This window comes from Caballeronia sp. AZ7_KS35 (assembly GCF_023631045.1).
Classification (GTDB): domain Bacteria; phylum Pseudomonadota; class Gammaproteobacteria; order Burkholderiales; family Burkholderiaceae; genus Caballeronia; species Caballeronia zhejiangensis.
Genome location: NZ_JALQDV010000031.1, coordinates 22,141 through 38,907, shown reverse-complemented (window position 1 = coordinate 38,907; position 16,767 = coordinate 22,141). Strand labels below are relative to the sequence as shown.

14 protein-coding genes are annotated in these 16,767 nt (G+C 61.2%); 9 read left to right on the top strand and 5 right to left on the bottom strand.

Annotation, left to right across the window (positions count from 1 at the left end):
- The first annotated feature begins 77 nt into the window (after positions 1 to 77).
- Entirely contained in the window at positions 78 to 1,205 is a 1,128-nt protein-coding gene (locus NCT05_RS19670) for an aminotransferase class I/II-fold pyridoxal phosphate-dependent enzyme (protein ID WP_250502998.1), read from the top strand.
- On the opposite strand, the gene msrA is transcribed toward NCT05_RS19670, so the two are convergent.
- Genes msrA through msrB form a run of 3 tightly spaced genes read right to left on the bottom strand, consistent with a single transcriptional unit; the run spans position 1,169 to position 4,273 of the window.
- Complete coding sequence (gene msrA, locus NCT05_RS19665; protein WP_250503000.1) at positions 1,169 to 1,864, bottom strand: peptide-methionine (S)-S-oxide reductase MsrA; 696 nt, start codon at positions 1,862 to 1,864, stop codon at positions 1,169 to 1,171. The two genes, NCT05_RS19670 and msrA, sit on opposite strands and share 37 nt — an antisense overlap.
- A gap of 41 nt (positions 1,865 to 1,905) precedes the next feature.
- A complete protein-coding gene (locus NCT05_RS19660) occupies positions 1,906 to 3,726 on the bottom strand; it encodes a cytochrome c biogenesis protein DipZ (RefSeq protein WP_250502997.1) in 1,821 nt (606 codons plus the stop codon).
- A gap of 43 nt (positions 3,727 to 3,769) precedes the next feature.
- On the bottom strand, positions 3,770 to 4,273 hold the full coding sequence (gene msrB / locus NCT05_RS19655) for a peptide-methionine (R)-S-oxide reductase MsrB (RefSeq protein ID WP_250502996.1): 504 nt from the start codon (positions 4,271 to 4,273) through the stop codon (positions 3,770 to 3,772).
- A 183-nt stretch (positions 4,274 to 4,456) separates the two neighbouring features.
- On the opposite strand from msrB, the gene NCT05_RS19650 reads away from it, so the two are divergent.
- The 3 genes from NCT05_RS19650 to NCT05_RS19640 all read left to right on the top strand — a co-directional run bounded on the left by NCT05_RS19650 (position 4,457) and on the right by NCT05_RS19640 (position 8,083).
- Positions 4,457 to 5,188, top strand: coding sequence for a response regulator transcription factor (locus tag NCT05_RS19650; RefSeq protein WP_250502995.1), 732 nt, complete (start codon positions 4,457 to 4,459; stop codon positions 5,186 to 5,188).
- Positions 5,185 to 6,714 carry a sensor histidine kinase gene (locus tag NCT05_RS19645; protein WP_250435852.1) on the top strand — a complete coding sequence of 510 codons (1,530 nt, stop codon included), beginning with the start codon at positions 5,185 to 5,187 and terminating at the stop codon, positions 6,712 to 6,714. Before NCT05_RS19650 ends, NCT05_RS19645 begins: the two co-directional genes overlap by 4 nt.
- A gap of 973 nt (positions 6,715 to 7,687) precedes the next feature.
- Positions 7,688 to 8,083 (top strand): hypothetical protein, encoded by a 396-nt coding sequence (locus NCT05_RS19640; protein WP_250502994.1) that lies wholly within the window; start codon positions 7,688 to 7,690, stop codon positions 8,081 to 8,083.
- Between the two features lie 7 nt (positions 8,084 to 8,090).
- On the opposite strand, the gene NCT05_RS19635 is transcribed toward NCT05_RS19640, so the two are convergent.
- The gene (locus NCT05_RS19635) at positions 8,091 to 9,002 is read right to left on the bottom strand and encodes a LysR substrate-binding domain-containing protein (RefSeq protein ID WP_250502993.1); all 912 of its coding nucleotides are present in this window, start codon (positions 9,000 to 9,002) and stop codon (positions 8,091 to 8,093) included.
- 120 nt (positions 9,003 to 9,122) lie between these two features.
- Here NCT05_RS19635 and NCT05_RS19630 point away from each other — a divergent pair, with 120 nt between their 5' ends.
- Positions 9,123 to 10,436: an MFS transporter gene (locus NCT05_RS19630; protein ID WP_250502992.1), complete on the top strand. Its 1,314-nt coding sequence runs from the start codon at positions 9,123 to 9,125 to the stop codon at positions 10,434 to 10,436.
- Positions 10,437 to 10,513: 77 nt separating this feature from the next.
- On the opposite strand, the gene NCT05_RS19625 is transcribed toward NCT05_RS19630, so the two are convergent.
- Complete coding sequence (locus tag NCT05_RS19625; protein WP_008353303.1) at positions 10,514 to 11,206, bottom strand: GntR family transcriptional regulator; 693 nt, start codon at positions 11,204 to 11,206, stop codon at positions 10,514 to 10,516.
- A 221-nt stretch (positions 11,207 to 11,427) separates the two neighbouring features.
- Between NCT05_RS19625 and NCT05_RS19620 the strand changes: the two genes are divergently transcribed.
- The 4 genes from NCT05_RS19620 to NCT05_RS19605 all read left to right on the top strand — a co-directional run bounded on the left by NCT05_RS19620 (position 11,428) and on the right by NCT05_RS19605 (position 16,763).
- Entirely contained in the window at positions 11,428 to 12,972 is a 1,545-nt protein-coding gene (locus NCT05_RS19620) for a Rieske 2Fe-2S domain-containing protein (RefSeq protein WP_175979359.1), read from the top strand.
- Between the two features lie 65 nt (positions 12,973 to 13,037).
- Positions 13,038 to 14,036, top strand: coding sequence for a PDR/VanB family oxidoreductase (locus NCT05_RS19615; protein ID WP_250502991.1), 999 nt, complete (start codon positions 13,038 to 13,040; stop codon positions 14,034 to 14,036).
- Positions 14,037 to 14,348: 312 nt separating this feature from the next.
- A complete protein-coding gene (locus NCT05_RS19610; RefSeq protein WP_250502990.1) occupies positions 14,349 to 16,154 on the top strand; it encodes an alpha/beta fold hydrolase in 1,806 nt (601 codons plus the stop codon).
- 183 nt (positions 16,155 to 16,337) lie between these two features.
- Positions 16,338 to 16,763, top strand: coding sequence for an organic hydroperoxide resistance protein (locus NCT05_RS19605; RefSeq protein ID WP_250502989.1), 426 nt, complete (start codon positions 16,338 to 16,340; stop codon positions 16,761 to 16,763).
- Positions 16,764 to 16,767: the final 4 nt, after the last annotated feature.

The following is a 16,767-nucleotide window of genomic DNA, read 5'->3' as shown; positions in this document are numbered from 1 at the left end:
AATTAGAAAGTTTAGCTGTGTGAATGTACATCAGACGCGCAAACTAGAGCCTTCTTCCATTCCGATCAAGCGACGCGATGCAACCGAACCCGTTCAAACTCGAACGCTATTTCTCGCAGCACGAATTCACCGCGCGCCATCTGTTGTGCACTTCCGATCCCGAATCGATGTCGATCGGCGAACTGCTTGCATATGAACCGGACTCGATCGACGGTCTGCGCGATACCTGGCTCGGTTATACGGAATATCCCGGCGCACCCGCGCTGCGGCGCGAACTGGCGACGCTGTACGAGAACATCGATGCTGACGAGATCATCGTGCACACGGGCGCTCAGGAAGCGATCTATTCGTTCATGAACACGATGCTCGCGCCAGGCGATCACATGATCGTGCATATGCCGGGCTATCAGTCGCATTACACGGTGGCCGAGGCGCTGGGCGTGAGCGTTGCGCCGTGGAAGGCGCGGGAAGAAGCGGGCTGGTCGCTCGATCCGGCGGAGCTCGAAACGCTCGTCACGCCGGCCACACGCGCGCTCGTGATGTGCGTGCCGCACAATCCGACCGGTTATCTGCCGTCGCGCGACGTGTTCGATGCGATCGTCGCGTTCGCGCGCAAGCATGGACTATGGCTATTCAGCGACGAGGTGTATCGCGGGCTCGAACATGATCGCGCGGATCGTCTGCCCGCCGCATGCGATGTGTACGAGCGCGCGATTTCACTCGGTGCGCTCTCGAAGACGCACGGGCTCGCCGGCCTGCGCCTCGGCTGGATCGCGACGAAGAGCGCCCAAGTGCTCGAACGCATGAGCACGTTCAAGGACTATCTCACCATCAGCAACAGCGCGCCGAGCGAGTATCTGTCGGCGATTGCAGTGCGCCACACTGATGCGCTTATCGAACGCAATGTTTCGATCATCCGCGCGAATCTGGGCGTGCTAGACGCCTTCTTCGCGCGCCATGCGGATCGTTTCGAGTGGCATCGTCCGCGCGCGGGCACGATCGGTTTCTTGCGGTTGAAGCGCGAAAGCGCCGAGCGGTTCTGCGCAGAACTGCTCGAACGCACGGGCGTGCTGCTCTTGCCCTCGACGCTGGTCGATCACGGCGACGAGCATGTGCGCCTCGGTTTCGGCAGGCGCAACATGCCCGATGTGCTCGCGATCGTCGATGCCTATTTGGATGCGACCGTCACGAGCACCGCGTCCTGACGATAGGCGTCCGGATACATCTGCTTCAGGTTCGCCACTTTCGGCAGATCGTTGATCGCGATATAAGGGCTTTCCGGATGCTCCGTCAGATAGTTCTGGTGATAGCCTTCGGCCGGATAGAAGCCCTTGTAGTCTTCGATCTTCGTGACGATCCTGCCGCCATACACATGCGCATTGTCGAGCTGCGCGATATACGCATTGGCGATTTCGCGCTGCGCTGCGTTCGTCGGGAATACGGCCGAGCGATATTGCGTGCCGTGATCGGGGCCTTGATAGTTCAGTTGCGTCGGATTGTGCGCGACCGAAAAGAAGATCTGCAGCAGCTTGCCGTACGACACCTGCGCCGGGTCATACGTGATCCGCACCGATTCCGCATGACCGGTATCGCCTTCGCTCACGCGATCGTATTGCGCCGTGCCGGCCGCGCCGCCCGCATAGCCCGACAGCGCTTCCTTCACGCCGCGAACGTGCTGAAACACGCCTTGCACGCCCCAGAAGCAGCCGCCCGCGAATACGGCCGTTTCCGTATGCACGGCCGTCGCGCTTTCGTCATGCACGGGCGGCGGAATCTTCACGGCTTCCTCGCTCGAATGCGCGACGCGCTGCAGTGCGAACGCGCCCGCGAACAATACGGCCACGCTGACGGCCTTGAATGTCATGCTGTTGGTCCTGAACATGTCTGCTCCTCAAGAAGTCGCATTCAACCGAACGTGAAGGCATACGCTTCGACGCCGGGGTCGAGAAATTCGATGGTGAACGTGCGGTCGGCGACGGGGCCCGCCTGCCGCACCAACTGATAGAGGCGCTGTTCGGTCACGGTGCCGCTTCCGTCCGCCTGAATGTCGCTGCCATGCGATGCGCCCGGCGCCGCGCCATCGATGCTCACGCGAAAGCGCACCGGCTTGCCATCTTTCGACGGCCCGAGCACGAGATGCAGATCGCGCGCATGAAAGCGATACACGATGCGCCCCGTCGCGCCTTCGAGCGTCGCGTGCTCGGCGCCGACCTTCCACGCGCCCGCGAGTCCCCAGTCGTTGACGTCGAGGGCGTTGGGCGCGGCATAGTCGTGAATGCGATCCTGCGTTTCGCCGCCCGGCGACATGAACTGCTGCGCGCGTTCGTAACCGATATACGTTTCAGGCGAACGCATGTCCGCGTTGTCGGCCTGCATCATCGCGCCCTGACCGATGTCGTTATCGTCATGCTTCGCGCTCGTCGCCATGGCAGGCGCGGCGCCGTGACCCGCTTCGGCAAGCAGTTGCTGAATCACCTGCTCGGAGTGCGCATAATCGCCTTCGCCGAAGTGGTGATAGCGGATATCGCCCTTGGCGTCGATGAAATAATGCGCCGGCCAGTACTGATTATTCAACGCGCGCCAGATCGCGAAGTTGTTGTCGATCGCAACGGGATAATCGATACCGAGATCGTGAACCGCCTTCTTCACGTTATCGACGTTGCGCTCGAATGCGAACTCCGGTGCATGCACGCCGATCACGACAAGCCCCTGATCGCGATACTTCTGCGCCCACGTCTTCACATACGGCAACGTGCGCAGGCAGTTGATGCACGAGTACGTCCATACATCGACGAGCACGACCTTGCCACGCAACGCTTCCTTTGTAAGCGGCGGCGAGTTGAGCCATTGCACCGCGCCATCGAGCGAAGGCAGCGTGCCTTCCACGGGCAGCGGCGCGGGGTTCGGCGACTTCGGCGGCTCGGTGCTCGCGCGCATCATCGCGGGTCCGTTGTTATCGACGTTCGCCGTGTTCGCGGACATCATCATCGCGCCCTGGTTCTTGTTCGAGAGCTTGTCGACGAGCTGTTGTTCGATGCCCGAGGTCGCGACCGTCGATACACGAGCGAGCACGCCGGTGTCCAGCCCGAGCCCGATCGCGACAACGCCGAGCAGCATCGCCCCGCCGATGCCGCGCCGCACCCATTCGCCTGCGCCGAGCGAGCGCTTCATCGCGGCGAACACGCGTCCGCCGATCAGCAAGGCAACCGCGAGCGAGGTCGCCGCGCCCGCTGCATACGCGAGCAGGAGCAGAGTCGTGCCGACGCTCGCGCCGTTGAGCGCCGCGCCCGTCAACACGAGTCCGAGAATCGGGCCTGCGCAGGGCGCCCACAGAAGACCGGTCGCGATGCCGAGCATGAACGATCCGCCGAAGCTCGGCTTGCCGTCGCCGCGTTGCGCGAATGCGGTGAGACGATTGCCCGCGCTCACGAGCGGATGCATCACGCGCTCGGCGAGACTCGGCAACAGCAGTGTGAGGCCGAACACTGCGAGCAGGACGATGGCCGCCCAGCGACCGTATTGATTGGCCTGCGTGACCCAGCCGCCACCGACGGCCGCGAGCGTCGCGACGACGGCGAAGGTCAGGCCCATGCCCGCGAGCAACGGCAAGCCGCTTTTCACGAACGGCTGATCCGCGCGCGAGAACACGAAGGGAAGCACCGGCAGGATGCACGGACTGAGAATCGTCAGCGCGCCGCCGAGATAGGCAAGAACGATGAGCAGCATGATGGTATCGGGTGGTCGAGGTTGATCGGAGTGCTGGCGCGATTCAGGCTGCGCCGGGCGCGAAGTTCATCGCGACGCCGTTCATGCAGTAGCGCAGGCCCGTCGGCTTCGGACCGTCGTCGAAGACGTGGCCCAGATGACCGCCGCAGCGCCGGCAATGCACTTCGGTACGCACGACGCCGAACGAGCCGTCGATGCGCGTCGCGACCGCATGATCGAGCGGCGCCCAGAAACTGGGCCAGCCGGTATGACTGTCGAACTTGGTGCGCGAGGAGAACACCGCCAGCCTGCAACCCGCGCAACTGAACGTGCCCGCGCGATGCTCGTCGTTGAGCGGGCTCGTATAAGGGCGTTCGGTGCCTTCGCGGCGTAATACGTCGAATTGCACCGGATCGAGTAGACGATGCCATTCATCGTCGCTATGGACGATTTCGAAGCTTTCCTGCGTCTTCGGATCGGCCGCGAGCGCGCGAAAGCGTCCGCCCAGTGCGAACGCTGCGGCGGCGGCCGCGGTGCCTGTGAGGAGAAAGCGGCGGCGGGTTTGCATGATGCGTGCCTCGGGTTCGAGTGGTGTACCGGCATCGTATTCGCGCGCGCATCCCCGAGTCCTCACCGAAAGTTAAATTAAATGTGATACTTGGCCGCGCGCTTTTCTGCACAATGGCACAGACGCCCGTCCATTGTTCTGCGGATTGGGCGCGCGTGTTTTTCTCTGCCGATAACATTCCTCATGGATCATCCGAAACGCATTCTGATTGTCGAAGACGACATGCATATCGCCGATGTGCTGAGTCTCAACCTGCGCGACGAACGCTACGAAGTCGTGCATAGCGCCGATGGCGCCGAAGGGCTGCGCCTGCTCGAACAGGGCGGATGGGATGCGCTGATTCTGGATCTGATGCTGCCCGGCGTCGACGGCCTCGAAATCTGCCGGCGTGCGCGCGCGATGACACGCTATACGCCGATCATCATCACGAGCGCGCGTTCGAGCGAGGTGCATCGCATTCTCGGCCTCGAACTCGGCGCGGACGATTATCTTGCGAAGCCGTTCTCGGTGCTCGAACTCGTCGCGCGCGTGAAGGCGCTGCTGCGCCGCGTCGATGCGGTCGCGAAGGACTCGCGGCTGGAGACGGGGCGCATCGAAGTGGCGGGCATCGCGATCGATCCGCTCGCGCGCGAAGCATGGGTGGATGACGCGCGCATCGAACTCACGCCGCGCGAGTTCGATCTGCTTTATCACTTCGCGCGTCATCCGGGCAAGGTGTTCTCGCGCATGGACCTGCTCAATGCAGTGTGGGGTTATCGGCATGAAGGTTATGAGCACACGGTCAATACGCATATCAATCGTTTGCGCGCGAAAGTAGAGAAAGATGCCGCCGATCCGAAGCGCATTCTCACGGTATGGGGCCACGGCTATAAGCTCGCGGCGCAATCGCCTGACGGCAAGGATGGCGCGTCGTGAAGCTCACCTTGTCGCAACGGCTCTTCGCGGTGTTCTGCGTGCTGTTGCTCGCGTGCTGCGGCGCATCGGCGTGGCTGCAGATTCGCGCGAGCGATCTGCGCGAGAAGGAAGTCATTCAGAGTCTTTCGCGCGGGCTTGCGGCGCATATCGCGCGTGACGGCGCGCTCGCCGATGCCAACGACATCGATGCGCCCGCCGTGCGCCGGCTCTTCAGTCAGTTGATGGTGGTGAACCCGAGCGTCGAAGTCTATCTGCTCGATAACACGGGGCGCGTGCGTGCCGACGATGCGCCGCCCGGACATCTCAAGCGCGATCATGTCGATCTCGCGCCGGTGCGGCAGTTCCTCGACGGCGCCGTGTTGCCGATTCTCGGTGACGATCCGCGCAGCGAGGGCAAGCGCAAAGTCTTCAGCGCAGCGCCGCTCGCCGCGCCCGGCAAGCCGCCGTTCGGCTATGTCTATGTCGTGCTGCTCGGCGAGGAGCACGATGCGCTGGCTGCGAAGGCATCGGCGAGCGCGGTGTTGCGCACCACGCTCGCGTCGATGGGCCTCGTCACATTGCTCGGGCTCGTCGCGGGCCTGGTTGCATTCGGGCTCGTTACGCGGCCGCTGCGCCGCCTCACCGAAGCAATGCGCAAGTTCGACGCGCGTGGCGCGCCAGCAGAACCGCCGGCGCTCGCGCGCATCGACACGCCCGATGCGCGGGCGAACGAACGCGACGAGATCGTCGTGCTCGAAAGCGCGTTCGCGCAGATGGCGGAACGCATCGGCGAGCAGTGGCGCGCGCTGGGTCAGCAGGATCGCGAGCGTCGCGAGATGGTCGCGAACATCTCGCACGATTTGCGCACGCCGCTGTCATCGCTGCATGGTTATCTCGAGACGCTGTCGCTCAAGTCCGACACGCTGCCGGATACCGATCGGCGTCGTTATCTGTCGATCGCGCTTGCACAGAGCGCGAAGGTGGGTCATCTCGCGCAGTCATTGTTCGAACTGGCGAAACTCGAACACGGCATGGTCGCGCCCGAAGCCGAGGCGTTCTCTCTCGCCGATCTGGTGCAGGACGTATTCGAAAAGTTCGAACTGCCCGCGCAATCGCGGGGCGTGCGCCTGAATGCCCAGATCGCGCCACGCTTGCCGAACGTAACGGCGGATCTCGGCATGATCGAGCGCGTGTTCACGAATCTGCTCGATAACGCGATCCGTCATACGCCTGCGCAAGGCGTCGTCGACGTGACACTTGCACTTGCGCGCGAACAATCTGACAGAGTGGAAGTCACGATCAGCGATACGGGTACGGGCATTCCGCCGGAAATGCGCAAGGCGCTTTTCATGCGTCCGTTCGCTTCGGGCGGCGCGCATCGCGGCGGGCTAGGGCTGCTCATCGTACAACGCATGCTGCAATTGCACGGCAGCCAGATTCGCCTGATCGATTCGAAAGACACGGGCACCACGTTTCACTTCGATCTGCCCGTCGCCATTACGCAGACCGGCAATGGCGCGCCGCAAGTGCGCGGAGGGCGCGGTTAAAAAGAAGCCCGGCATTTCTGCCGGGCTGAATGGGATGGTCGTCGCCTGCGCCTGATCGCGCTGTTGGATTGCGCGTGCGGCGTTGCCCGGCCTGACCATCCGCGTGGACGTTTTCGTGAAAACCGATACGAAGCAAATTGCAAGGGGCACTATCTTGCCCGCGTTTGATGACGTTTTAGTCTCTCAGACTTAAACCAATCTTAAGAAGTGTGCCGCGTGTGAAGTGCGCGTCGAGCGGCGCAGGTGAAACGGCGCGTAATCTGCGTGGCGTCTTTGCTTAAGCAAGTTATATGGTTTCTTTAGAGGTTCCTCTTCATTGCATTGCGAATTGATCGGCCGATATGGCCGCAGGCGACGATGGAAAAAAATGCCGAACGACAGCCGCGCGCAAGCGCGGAACGTTCTTTCATGTGGAATCTTTCCTTGGTTTCCTGCAATATGTTTGCTAGCATGTAATCGAGTCGCAGCCGCCGCGCATGGTTGCTGGTCAAAAGTTACGGCGCTGTGGCGTGGCAATCAATAAGACCCGCCGAGGTCAATATTAAGCGAAAGCGCACACAAGTCGCGCCGAGTCGCTCGTGTCAGAAGGTTCCCGCGAGTCCACTGCTGCATCATGCAGCGGTGCGGATTCGTGCGCAATGCTATATGTGCATTGTGAAAGGTCTAATAAGCATAGACGTTTATCGCATTTCGTGTTCTTCGCTATATGAGTTCTTTCTTTCAGCGTGGGAAATAGAAACATGCGAATTATTAAAACGTGCTCAACTGAATCTTCATAGACAGGTTTCTTAGACCTGGCCGCATTGCATGACGCTTTCGGCGATGCGCGCAAGGCGATTTGGCGCAATGGCGAGCGTTGCGCATATCTTCTGGCGTTGCAGGTGATTTTCCAGGCAACCGCATGCCGTCTTCGAAATCCGAATGACGGTGGAATGTCACACTCATACGATCCGCGCACCTTGCGGGAGGAAACGTGGAAACGGAACTCAGTCAACGGCTTGCGAAAGTGTTATGGCGGTGTGCATCGCACGGACAAGTGCTGACTTATCAGCGCTTTCATGCGCTATGCGACAAGGGGCTGCCACTGCCGCAGCGTTATGCCGCGCTCGAATCCGCAATCAAGGCACTCGGGGATGTGCACGACATCGATTACGGCGTGCTCATGGCGCTCGACAGCGGCTTGCCCGGCGCCGAGTTTTTCCAGCGCTACCTGCGTCATCGTCACGGTGAATACGTGATGCAGATGGGTGACCCGAAATATCATCGACAGACGCTTGCACGCAAGCGCACGCTCGTCGCGCGCGAACGCGATCGCGTGTATGCACACGCCCGGATGGTCGAGGAGGAGCGGGCGAGACAGGCGGCATGATTTCGCCTCACGCTTCGACTTCTTTCGCGTCATCAAGGCCAGCCTTCGCCAGCACCCAGTCACAGAAACATTTCACTTTTTCGACATCACGTTCGTTGGCGCGATAAGAGAGAAAGTGCGTCTCCCTTGCGAGCGGCGCGAACACACCCGCGCCCAACTCGATCAGATCGCCGCGCGCAAGCTCGCGCTCGGCGAGGCGCGTCGTTTCCAGCGCGACGCCCATGCCATCCACCGCCGCGGATATCGCGAGCGCCGCACGGTCGAACGAAGGCCGCGGCCCGCGTGGCATGTCGAGCCCATTGAGCTCGAACCAGCCGGGCCACGTCACACGGCTGAGTTGCGAGTCGATCAGCGTCATCCTCGCAATGTGCTCCGGCGCTGGCACGCCTTCCTGCAACAAGGACGGAGAACACATCGGGATGATGCGCTCCGTGCCCAGTGCGCGCGAGACGACACCGGCACGTTCGTGTGCGAAGCCATATGAAATGGCAACGTCGACTTCGCGCGCGCGTGCGAGATCGGCGGGCTCAGCGTCCGACGACAGACGTATCGTCACGTTCGGATGGGCCTGCATGAATTCGGGCAGACGCGGCCCGAGCCATTTCACGGCGAAGCTCGGCGCGCAATGAACGGCGAGCACTTGCGCGAGCGGATCGAGCGTGACTTCGGCGCATGCGGCTTCGATGACATCGAACACGCGTCCGAGACTTTCATGCAGGCGACGGCCTTCGGACGTCGTCTCCACGCGCCGGTTGCGCCGATGAAAGAGCGGCCTGCCGAAATACTGCTCGAGTTCCTTGACCTGATGACTGATCGCCGATTGCGTGAGATGAAGCTCGCTTGCGGCAAGCGTGAAGCTTTCCAGACGCGCGGCTGCTTCGAATGCGCGCAGGAGTACGAAGTTCGGAATGCGCCTCATGGAAACACCTTATGCATGAGAGCCTGTCATGGATGGATGAACAGGCATCGTTTGTCTTTCTGGTTTGAGGTGACGAACATGTGAGCGATCCAGACGCATGACATAACCAGGAGACAAAGCATGAGTTCCCACAGTCCGGTTGCGTATCTGACAGGCGATGAATCGTCGACGTATGCGAAGGTGACATGGCGTCTGCTGCCATTTCTCTTCGTGTGCTATCTGTGCGCGTATCTCGATCGCATCAACGTGAGCTTCGCGAAGTTGCAGATGCTCAACGATCTGCATTTCAGCGACGCCGTCTACGGTGCGGGCGCGGGCGTGTTTTTCGTCGGCTATCTGCTGTTCGAGGTGCCGAGCAATCTCATTCTGTTGCGCGTGGGCGCACGTCGCTGGATCGCGCGCATCATGGTGACGTGGGGCGTGATCTCTGCCGGCATGATGTTCGTCACGACGCCGACGAGCTTCTACATCATGCGCTTCATGCTCGGCGTGGCCGAAGCAGGCTTCATTCCGGCGATCCTGCTGTATCTCACGTACTGGTTTCCCGCTTCGCGCCGAAGCAAAGTAACCGCGCTCTTCATGACGGGCATTCCTATGTCCGGCGTCGTTGGCGGGCCGCTGTCCGGCTGGATCATGACGCATATGGGCGGCGCGCACGGCATCGCGGGATGGCAATGGCTCTTCCTGCTCGAAGGCCTTCCGACGGCCGTTCTGGGCGTGGTCGCGTACTTCTATCTCGACGACAAGGTCGTCGATGCGAAGTGGCTCAACGACTCGCAAAAAGCAATGCTCGAAGCCAATCTGCGCGACGAAGAGCCGGCGCATGCGCTGCATTCGGTAAAGGATGGATTGTTGCATCCGAAAGTACTGCTGCTGTCCGTGACGTACTTTTTCTTCACGATGGGGCTCTACGGCGTGAGCTTCTGGCTGCCGACGCTCGTCAAGGCGAGCGGCGTGACCGATCCGCTCGATATCGGCCTGCTCTCGGCGATTCCCTATGCAGCGGGCGCCATTGCGATGCTCGCGGTCGGCCATAGCTCGGACAAGCGTGGCGAGCGACGCTGGCATCTTGCGGGCGCGGGTTTCGTCGGCGCGCTCGGCCTTTTTATGAGCGTGATGTACGCGCACTCCACGTTCTTCGGCATGATCGGTCTCACGCTCGCGACGATGGGCGTAGTCACGACCATCTCGCAGTTCTGGGTTCTGCCGCCCGCGATTCTCAGCGGCGGCGCTGCAGCCGCGGGCCTTGCGCTTGCGAATTCCGTGGGCAGCATCTCGGGCGTCGTGAGTCCCTGGCTCATCGGCGTGATCCAGACGCAGTCGGGTTCGACGGGCAGCGGCGTGCTCGGTCTCGCGGCGAGTTGCGTGATCGGCAGCCTGCTCGTGTTCGCGGTGCCCGCCGCGCTCGTGAACAGCCGCCGTCGCAGCGACTGACTCGCGCACGCCAAGCGAAACGGCCCCTTGAAACAGGGGCTTTCGCCGTCGATGCAACTCGCAACCCGTGCGTGAGATCACGTTGCTTCCGATTCCCGTTCGCGTTGCTCGCTCAGCACGACGCCGAGCCGTTCGACGAGGTTTCTTCGCGCGTTGGCGGTATGCAGATCGGTAAGTTCGGCGGCACGGTGGCCGTTGCCTTCCGCGATGGCCGCCGCGATGGCAGCATGTTCGTCCCAGATCGATTTGCGTTGTCCCGATGCCTGCAGCACGGCGCCCATCACGCGGCGCAGATGAACCCAGTGCGTCTGCGCGGTCTCGGCGATCAACGGATTGCCCGATGCCACGTAGATCGCGTTATGAAAGGCCATGTCGGCATCGATCATCGCCTTGACATCGTCGCTCTTCGACGCGCGCCTGCCATTGGTGATGATCGCCTTGTCGATCTTCGCGCCGCGTTCGGCGGCGAGACGCGCAGCGAGCGAATCCAGCGCGCCGCGAATCTCATAGAGATGACTGATCCATGCGGGGTCGAGCGGCGTGACGAGGAGACCGCGTCCGGGCGCATCGACGACAAGACCGTCTTTCTTCAGCAGACGCAGCGCCTGCAGGACGGGTGAGCGCGAAACCGCAAGCTGTTCGGCGATCTCTTCCTGCGTGATGCGCGTGCCGGGCGCGAGCGAACCCGAACTGATGGCGTCGAGCAGAACTTTGTAGACCTCGTCGACATAGTCGGTGCGGGCCTGGAGCTTGAGAAGTTTGGCGGGCATGATTCGAGCGTAAGTTCTGGATACAGAATACGGCAAGGGTACAGCGGGCCGGCCTTACGCGTCAACGCAACGTTATCGCGTTCCTGTTTTCATTCACGTTTACCCATAGAGACAACGCCGATCCACATCGCTAATCTCTGTATACAGAGTTCGGAGTTCGGAAGCCGGAATTCAGGTCTCAGGCATCGATCGATTCAACCCCACTCGAAACAGGATTTCCCATGACCATCAAATCGGACAAGCTGGAAGGGCATCAGAGCAGCGGCGGCGCGGCCGCGACAGTCAAGAAGCTCGTGCCCTACGGCGGTTACTACGTGAACAAGGTGCCGGGCCACGATCCGGAACTGACGGAGACGGGCCCCGGGACGCCGATGGGTGAATACATGCGCGCCTTCTGGCATCCGGTCTGCATGTCGATGGAGCTGACCGACACGCCGCGCTTTCTGAAGATCCTCAACGAAGAACTGGTGGCATTCCGCGACGGCAGCGGGCGTGTGGGTCTGCTGCACGCGCATTGCGCGCATCGCGGCGCATCGCTCGAATACGGCGCGATTCAAGAGCGCGGCATCATGTGCTGTTATCACGGCATGGTGTTCGACGTGGACGGCGCGTGCCTGCATGTGCCGTTTCCGAAGGGCGAAGAGAAAGAGGCCGAAAAGTACGCGTGTTCCATTCGGCAGGGTGCGTATAAGGCAGTCGAGCGTCACGGTCTCGTGTTCGCTTACATGGGGCCGCCGGAAAACGAGCCGCCGTTTCCGGAGTGGGAAGGCGACTACACCGTGATGCCCGGCGACGAACTCGTGCCCTACAGCAACTTCCAGCATTGCAACTGGTTGCAGGTTCAGGACAACGCCGCCGATAACTTTCATCCGACGGCATTGCATGCCGCGAAGAACGTGGTGAAAGGACAGTTCCAGGGCACGACGTTCGACGAAGTCGGCGCAGCGTCGATGGAAGTCGCGCCCGACATGCATTTTCAGCCGGTCCAACAAGGCCGCAGTCTCGCGTGTGCGGGCGCGCGCCGCGTGAACAAGGACCGCTTGTTCGTGCGCGTGCAGCATCAAGTGCTGCCAAATCTGAGCCTGCATGCCTATACATCGGAAGATGGTTCGAAGAAGAAGCTCTTCAGCCGCTTTCATATCATCCGATGGACGGTTCCGGTCGACGACCAAAACAGCAAGATGATCGGCTGGCGCGTCATGGGCCCCGGCATCGATACGCGCGGTATCGGCAAGAAGGAACTGGTGGGCTATGAGTCGATCGACTTCCTCGACGGCCAGGTCGCGATGCGTCGTCCCGAGCGCTTCGCCGAATACACGATCGAGGACATCGTGCCGATTCCGCCCAATCATCGTGAGCGTGCGAACTACAAGCAGGCGCAATACGCGCCCGGCGACTACGAAGCCATCATCAGCCAACGGCCAATCGCGGTGCATGCGCTCGAGAATCCGACCAAGTTCGACGCGGGCCTGTTCCTGTTCCGCAAGATGCTGCGCGACGCGTTGCGCGGTTCGAATCCGGCCGCGTCGGCGCAAAACTTCGCGGAATGGTTTCGTGAGAACGCGGGCGCGCCGAATAGCTTCTGCTCGGGCAATGTGTTCGAGATCCCCGAAGGCGAAACCGTCGAAGAAGAAGTCATGCGCCGTCGCAAGGTGACGAAGCAGATCGTTGCGATCCTTGCGGAAAGCGAAAAGCTGAAGGGTGATGCACGTACCGCATTCGTACGCGAACGCTTCGAGGAACTCGAACTCGCGATGAAGCAATAAGCCGGCCGACGCGAGGGCGCACGGCGCTCTCGCGATGCGGGATCATCGATTCGAGGAAGTCGACCATGTCAACACAATCCATCTCGACCGACGCGCAGAGTCAGACCTTGAATCTGCTCGTGCGTCAGGTCCGCTTCGAAGGCCGAGGCATCAATTCATACGAACTCATCGATCCCGACGGTGCGCCATTGCCGCCTTTCACGGCGGGCGCGCATATCGACATTCATCTCGAGGGCGGCGTCGTGCGGCAGTATTCGATCAGCAATGCGCCACGCGAGCGGCATCGCTATGTGATCGCCGTATTGCGCGATGAACGCGGGCGCGGCGGTTCGAAGGCGCTTCACGAGCAATTGCGCGTGCAGGACATCGTGCGTGTAAGCCGGCCGCGCAATAACTTTCATCTCGTCGACGGCGCGCGCCGCGTGTTGCTGATCGCGGGCGGGATAGGCATCACACCATTGAAGGCGATGGCGCATGAACTCGACGATGCCGGTATCGAATACGAAATGCATTACTGCGCGAAAGATGCGGGCAGCGCAGCGTTCGCCGAGGAATTCGAGCACATGCGCGCAAGCGGGCGTCTGCATTTTCATTTCGATGGCGGCGATCCATCGGCGGGCCTCGATATCGGGGACTTGCTGAATGCGCCCGGCGAAGGCGAGCACGTCTATTGCTGCGGTCCAGGCGGCTTCATGCAAGCGTGCGCGGATGCGGCGCGGCACTGGCCGTCCGGAACGGTGCATTTCGAGCACTTCAAGGCACCTGAGCGCAACGCTGGCGAGCAGGCCGCCAACGATGCGAACGACAGCTTCATCGTGCGTATCGCGAGCACAGGACAGGAAATCGAAGTGACGAAGGACGAGAGCATTGCCGATGCACTGGCGGGAGCGGGCGTGTTCATCGAGACATCATGCTGCGCGGGCTTGTGCGGTACGTGCAAGGTGCGTTATCTCGAAGGAGACGTCGAGCACAACGACTGCATCATGAGCGAAGAAGAAAAGACCGACTATCTGACCGCGTGCGTGTCGCGTGCGACGAGCAAGGTACTCGTATTGGATCTCTGATAGAGAATCGATCTTCCAAAAAGTCATATAGGCAGGCGAGGGGACTCGTCTGCAGCCAATCTGACGTTATGCCGACGAACCTTGCATAAAGAAATGAGCGGTAGCTCACACAAGCTATGTCTTATGCGCCAATAGGTAGCTCATTCGCACCTATTCGCCGGTGCAAGCCGTGTTACGAAGAGGACGCTTAATATAATCGTCTCAATACCTCGCGATCCCGTATTCGGCGGGACGTTGACGGCCAGGCATTGCAAGAACGGGACGACGAGTCATCGATCCTTGCGCGCCACCAAAGACGAGGACGAGATCGATATGAGACCGGTTGTATTCGGGAACCGATTCGGATGGCTGCACGCCGGAAGCGGCACGCGCGGCGTAGTGCTCTGCAATACCTATGGGCACGAATACGTGTGGACATATAGCGGCATGCGGCATCTCGCCGAAGCGCTGTCCGCGCGAGGCATATGGGTGCTGCGTTTCGACTATCGAGGCACGGGCGACTCGGCGGGCGCCGATCTCGCACCGGATCAATTCCAATCGTCGGTCGATGACGTCGACGCGGCCATCGAATGGCTGAAGACATCGACAGGCATAGAGCACGTCACGTTATGCGGCTTTCGCGTGGGCGCCGCGTTCGCGCTCGAGGCCGCATTGCGTCAACCGGTCGATGACCTCGTACTGCTCGCACCCGTTGCGAGTGGCCGCGTGTATATGCGCGAGTTGAGCATCGTGCGCAAGACATGGCTCGAACTGCTTGCACCGCCTTTGCGTGAGATGCAAAAGGACGACGCGCGGCTCAACGTCCTCGGCCAGGTTTATAGCGATGAATTCAAAGGCTCATTGCAGGCGATCGATCTCGTCGCGAGCGTAAGAGACGCTGCGGCGGCACCAGCGCGTCGCGCGTTGGTCATGAATATGAAGGCGGGCGGCACGGATCCATTGTGCGACGCGCTCATCGAAAAGGGCGTGGAAGCACAGGCGCGTCCGTTCGAAGATCTCACTGGCTTTCTTCAGGAAACTGCATTCAACGCATTGCCGCGCGCAGCGTTCGCCCAAGTCGTGGAATGGATCGCTGGCAAGGATTCATCAAACAGGCAAGCGCCGTCGTCGGCCGATGCCGTTGACTGGTCCGCTCTAAAGATAGACACACCCGAAGCTATCGAACGCCCAGTACGCATCGGCGACGAAAAGCTTTTCGGCATTTTGTGCGAGCCGCGCACGGGGGCCGCGCGAGGTCCGGTGTTTCTCATTGCGAATACATCGGCGAGTGCGCGCGTCGGCGACAGCCGGCTATCCGTTCGCATTGCACGCGAGCTTGCGCGGCGCGGCATTGCATCATTGCGTTTCGATGCGCGAGGCCGAGGCGACAGTCCGGCCGCGCCCGGCGCAGTGCAATCGGATACGGCGTTCGGCCGAATCTATAACCAGATCGCGACTGACGACACCGCGGCCGCCGCACGCTGGCTCGCGCGGCAGGGCTACAAGTCGATCTTTGCATTCGGCGTGTGCTCGGGCGCTTATCACGCGCTCAAGGCGGCGGTCGCCGAGAATGCGATCAACGGTGTCGTCACAGTCAATCTGCCGACGTTTAAAAGACCGGCGGACGTCGCGCCCGACGGCTTGCGTCAATCGACGCGCAATTCCATGGCGGGTTATGCATTCTCGATGCTCGATCCGCAGAAATGGAAAGCGATCCTGCGCGGCGAAAAGCAGTTGATGCGCGTATTGCGCTTCGTGCTCGGCTATATGGCGACGCGCGCGCGTTCGCGTATCGTCGATGTGTTGAGGCTCGACCGCCTGAGCAGCACGGCGCCGGAGCTCGCGACCGAACCGGGACCGATCATTCGTGCGCTCGATGCCAAAGGCGTAAAGACAGCGCTCGTCTATGGCGCGTACGATGCGGGCATGGATCTGATCGCCGCGCATTTCGGCAAGCTGGGCGCGCGACTGTCGCGCTATCCATCCGTGCGAATGGCGATCTTTTCGGACCTCGATCACGCCCTCTTCATGACGACCGGTTCGGCGCATGTGGTCGCGGTGTGCGAACGTATCGCGAAGGAAAACACATCGCCCGTTGCAGATCCGGTCTTTTCAGGCAGAGAACCCGTCGTCTTGTGATTGAAGCGAGCTTGCTTCGGCGCGTCGGTCATGCGTCAGGCGAGCTCGCCGTGACTTGAGTATCCTTCGCTATTGGAACGTGCCCATATCGGGCAGCGTCCAGTGGGGAACTCATGTCGGCGGACTTCGTCCGGCACATGCGCGCCGCGAGATCCGCTCAACACAACGCACAGGAGTCTGGCGATGTCGATTGAAAAAGTTATATACCGTGCACATGCTCATGTCACTGGCGGGCGCGACGGCCGCGCGACCGTGCCCGAAAGCAATCTGGATCTCAAGCTGACAACCCCGAAAGAACTCGGCGGCGGTGGTGGCGATGGCACCAATCCCGAGCAACTCTTCGCCGCAGGGTATAGCGCGTGCTTTATCGGCGCGATCAAATTCGTCGCCGCTCGCGACAAGATCACGCTGCCGAAAGATGTCGCGGTGGATGGCAGCGTGGGCATCGGTCAAATCCCGAACGGTTTCGGCATCGAGGTCGAATTGAAGATCTCGCTACCGGGAATGGATCGCAGCGAGGCACAGGCGCTTGTAGACAAGGCGCATATCGTCTGTCCTTATTCGAATGCAACGCGCAATAATATCGACGTCAAATTGACGCTGGCATAAGCAT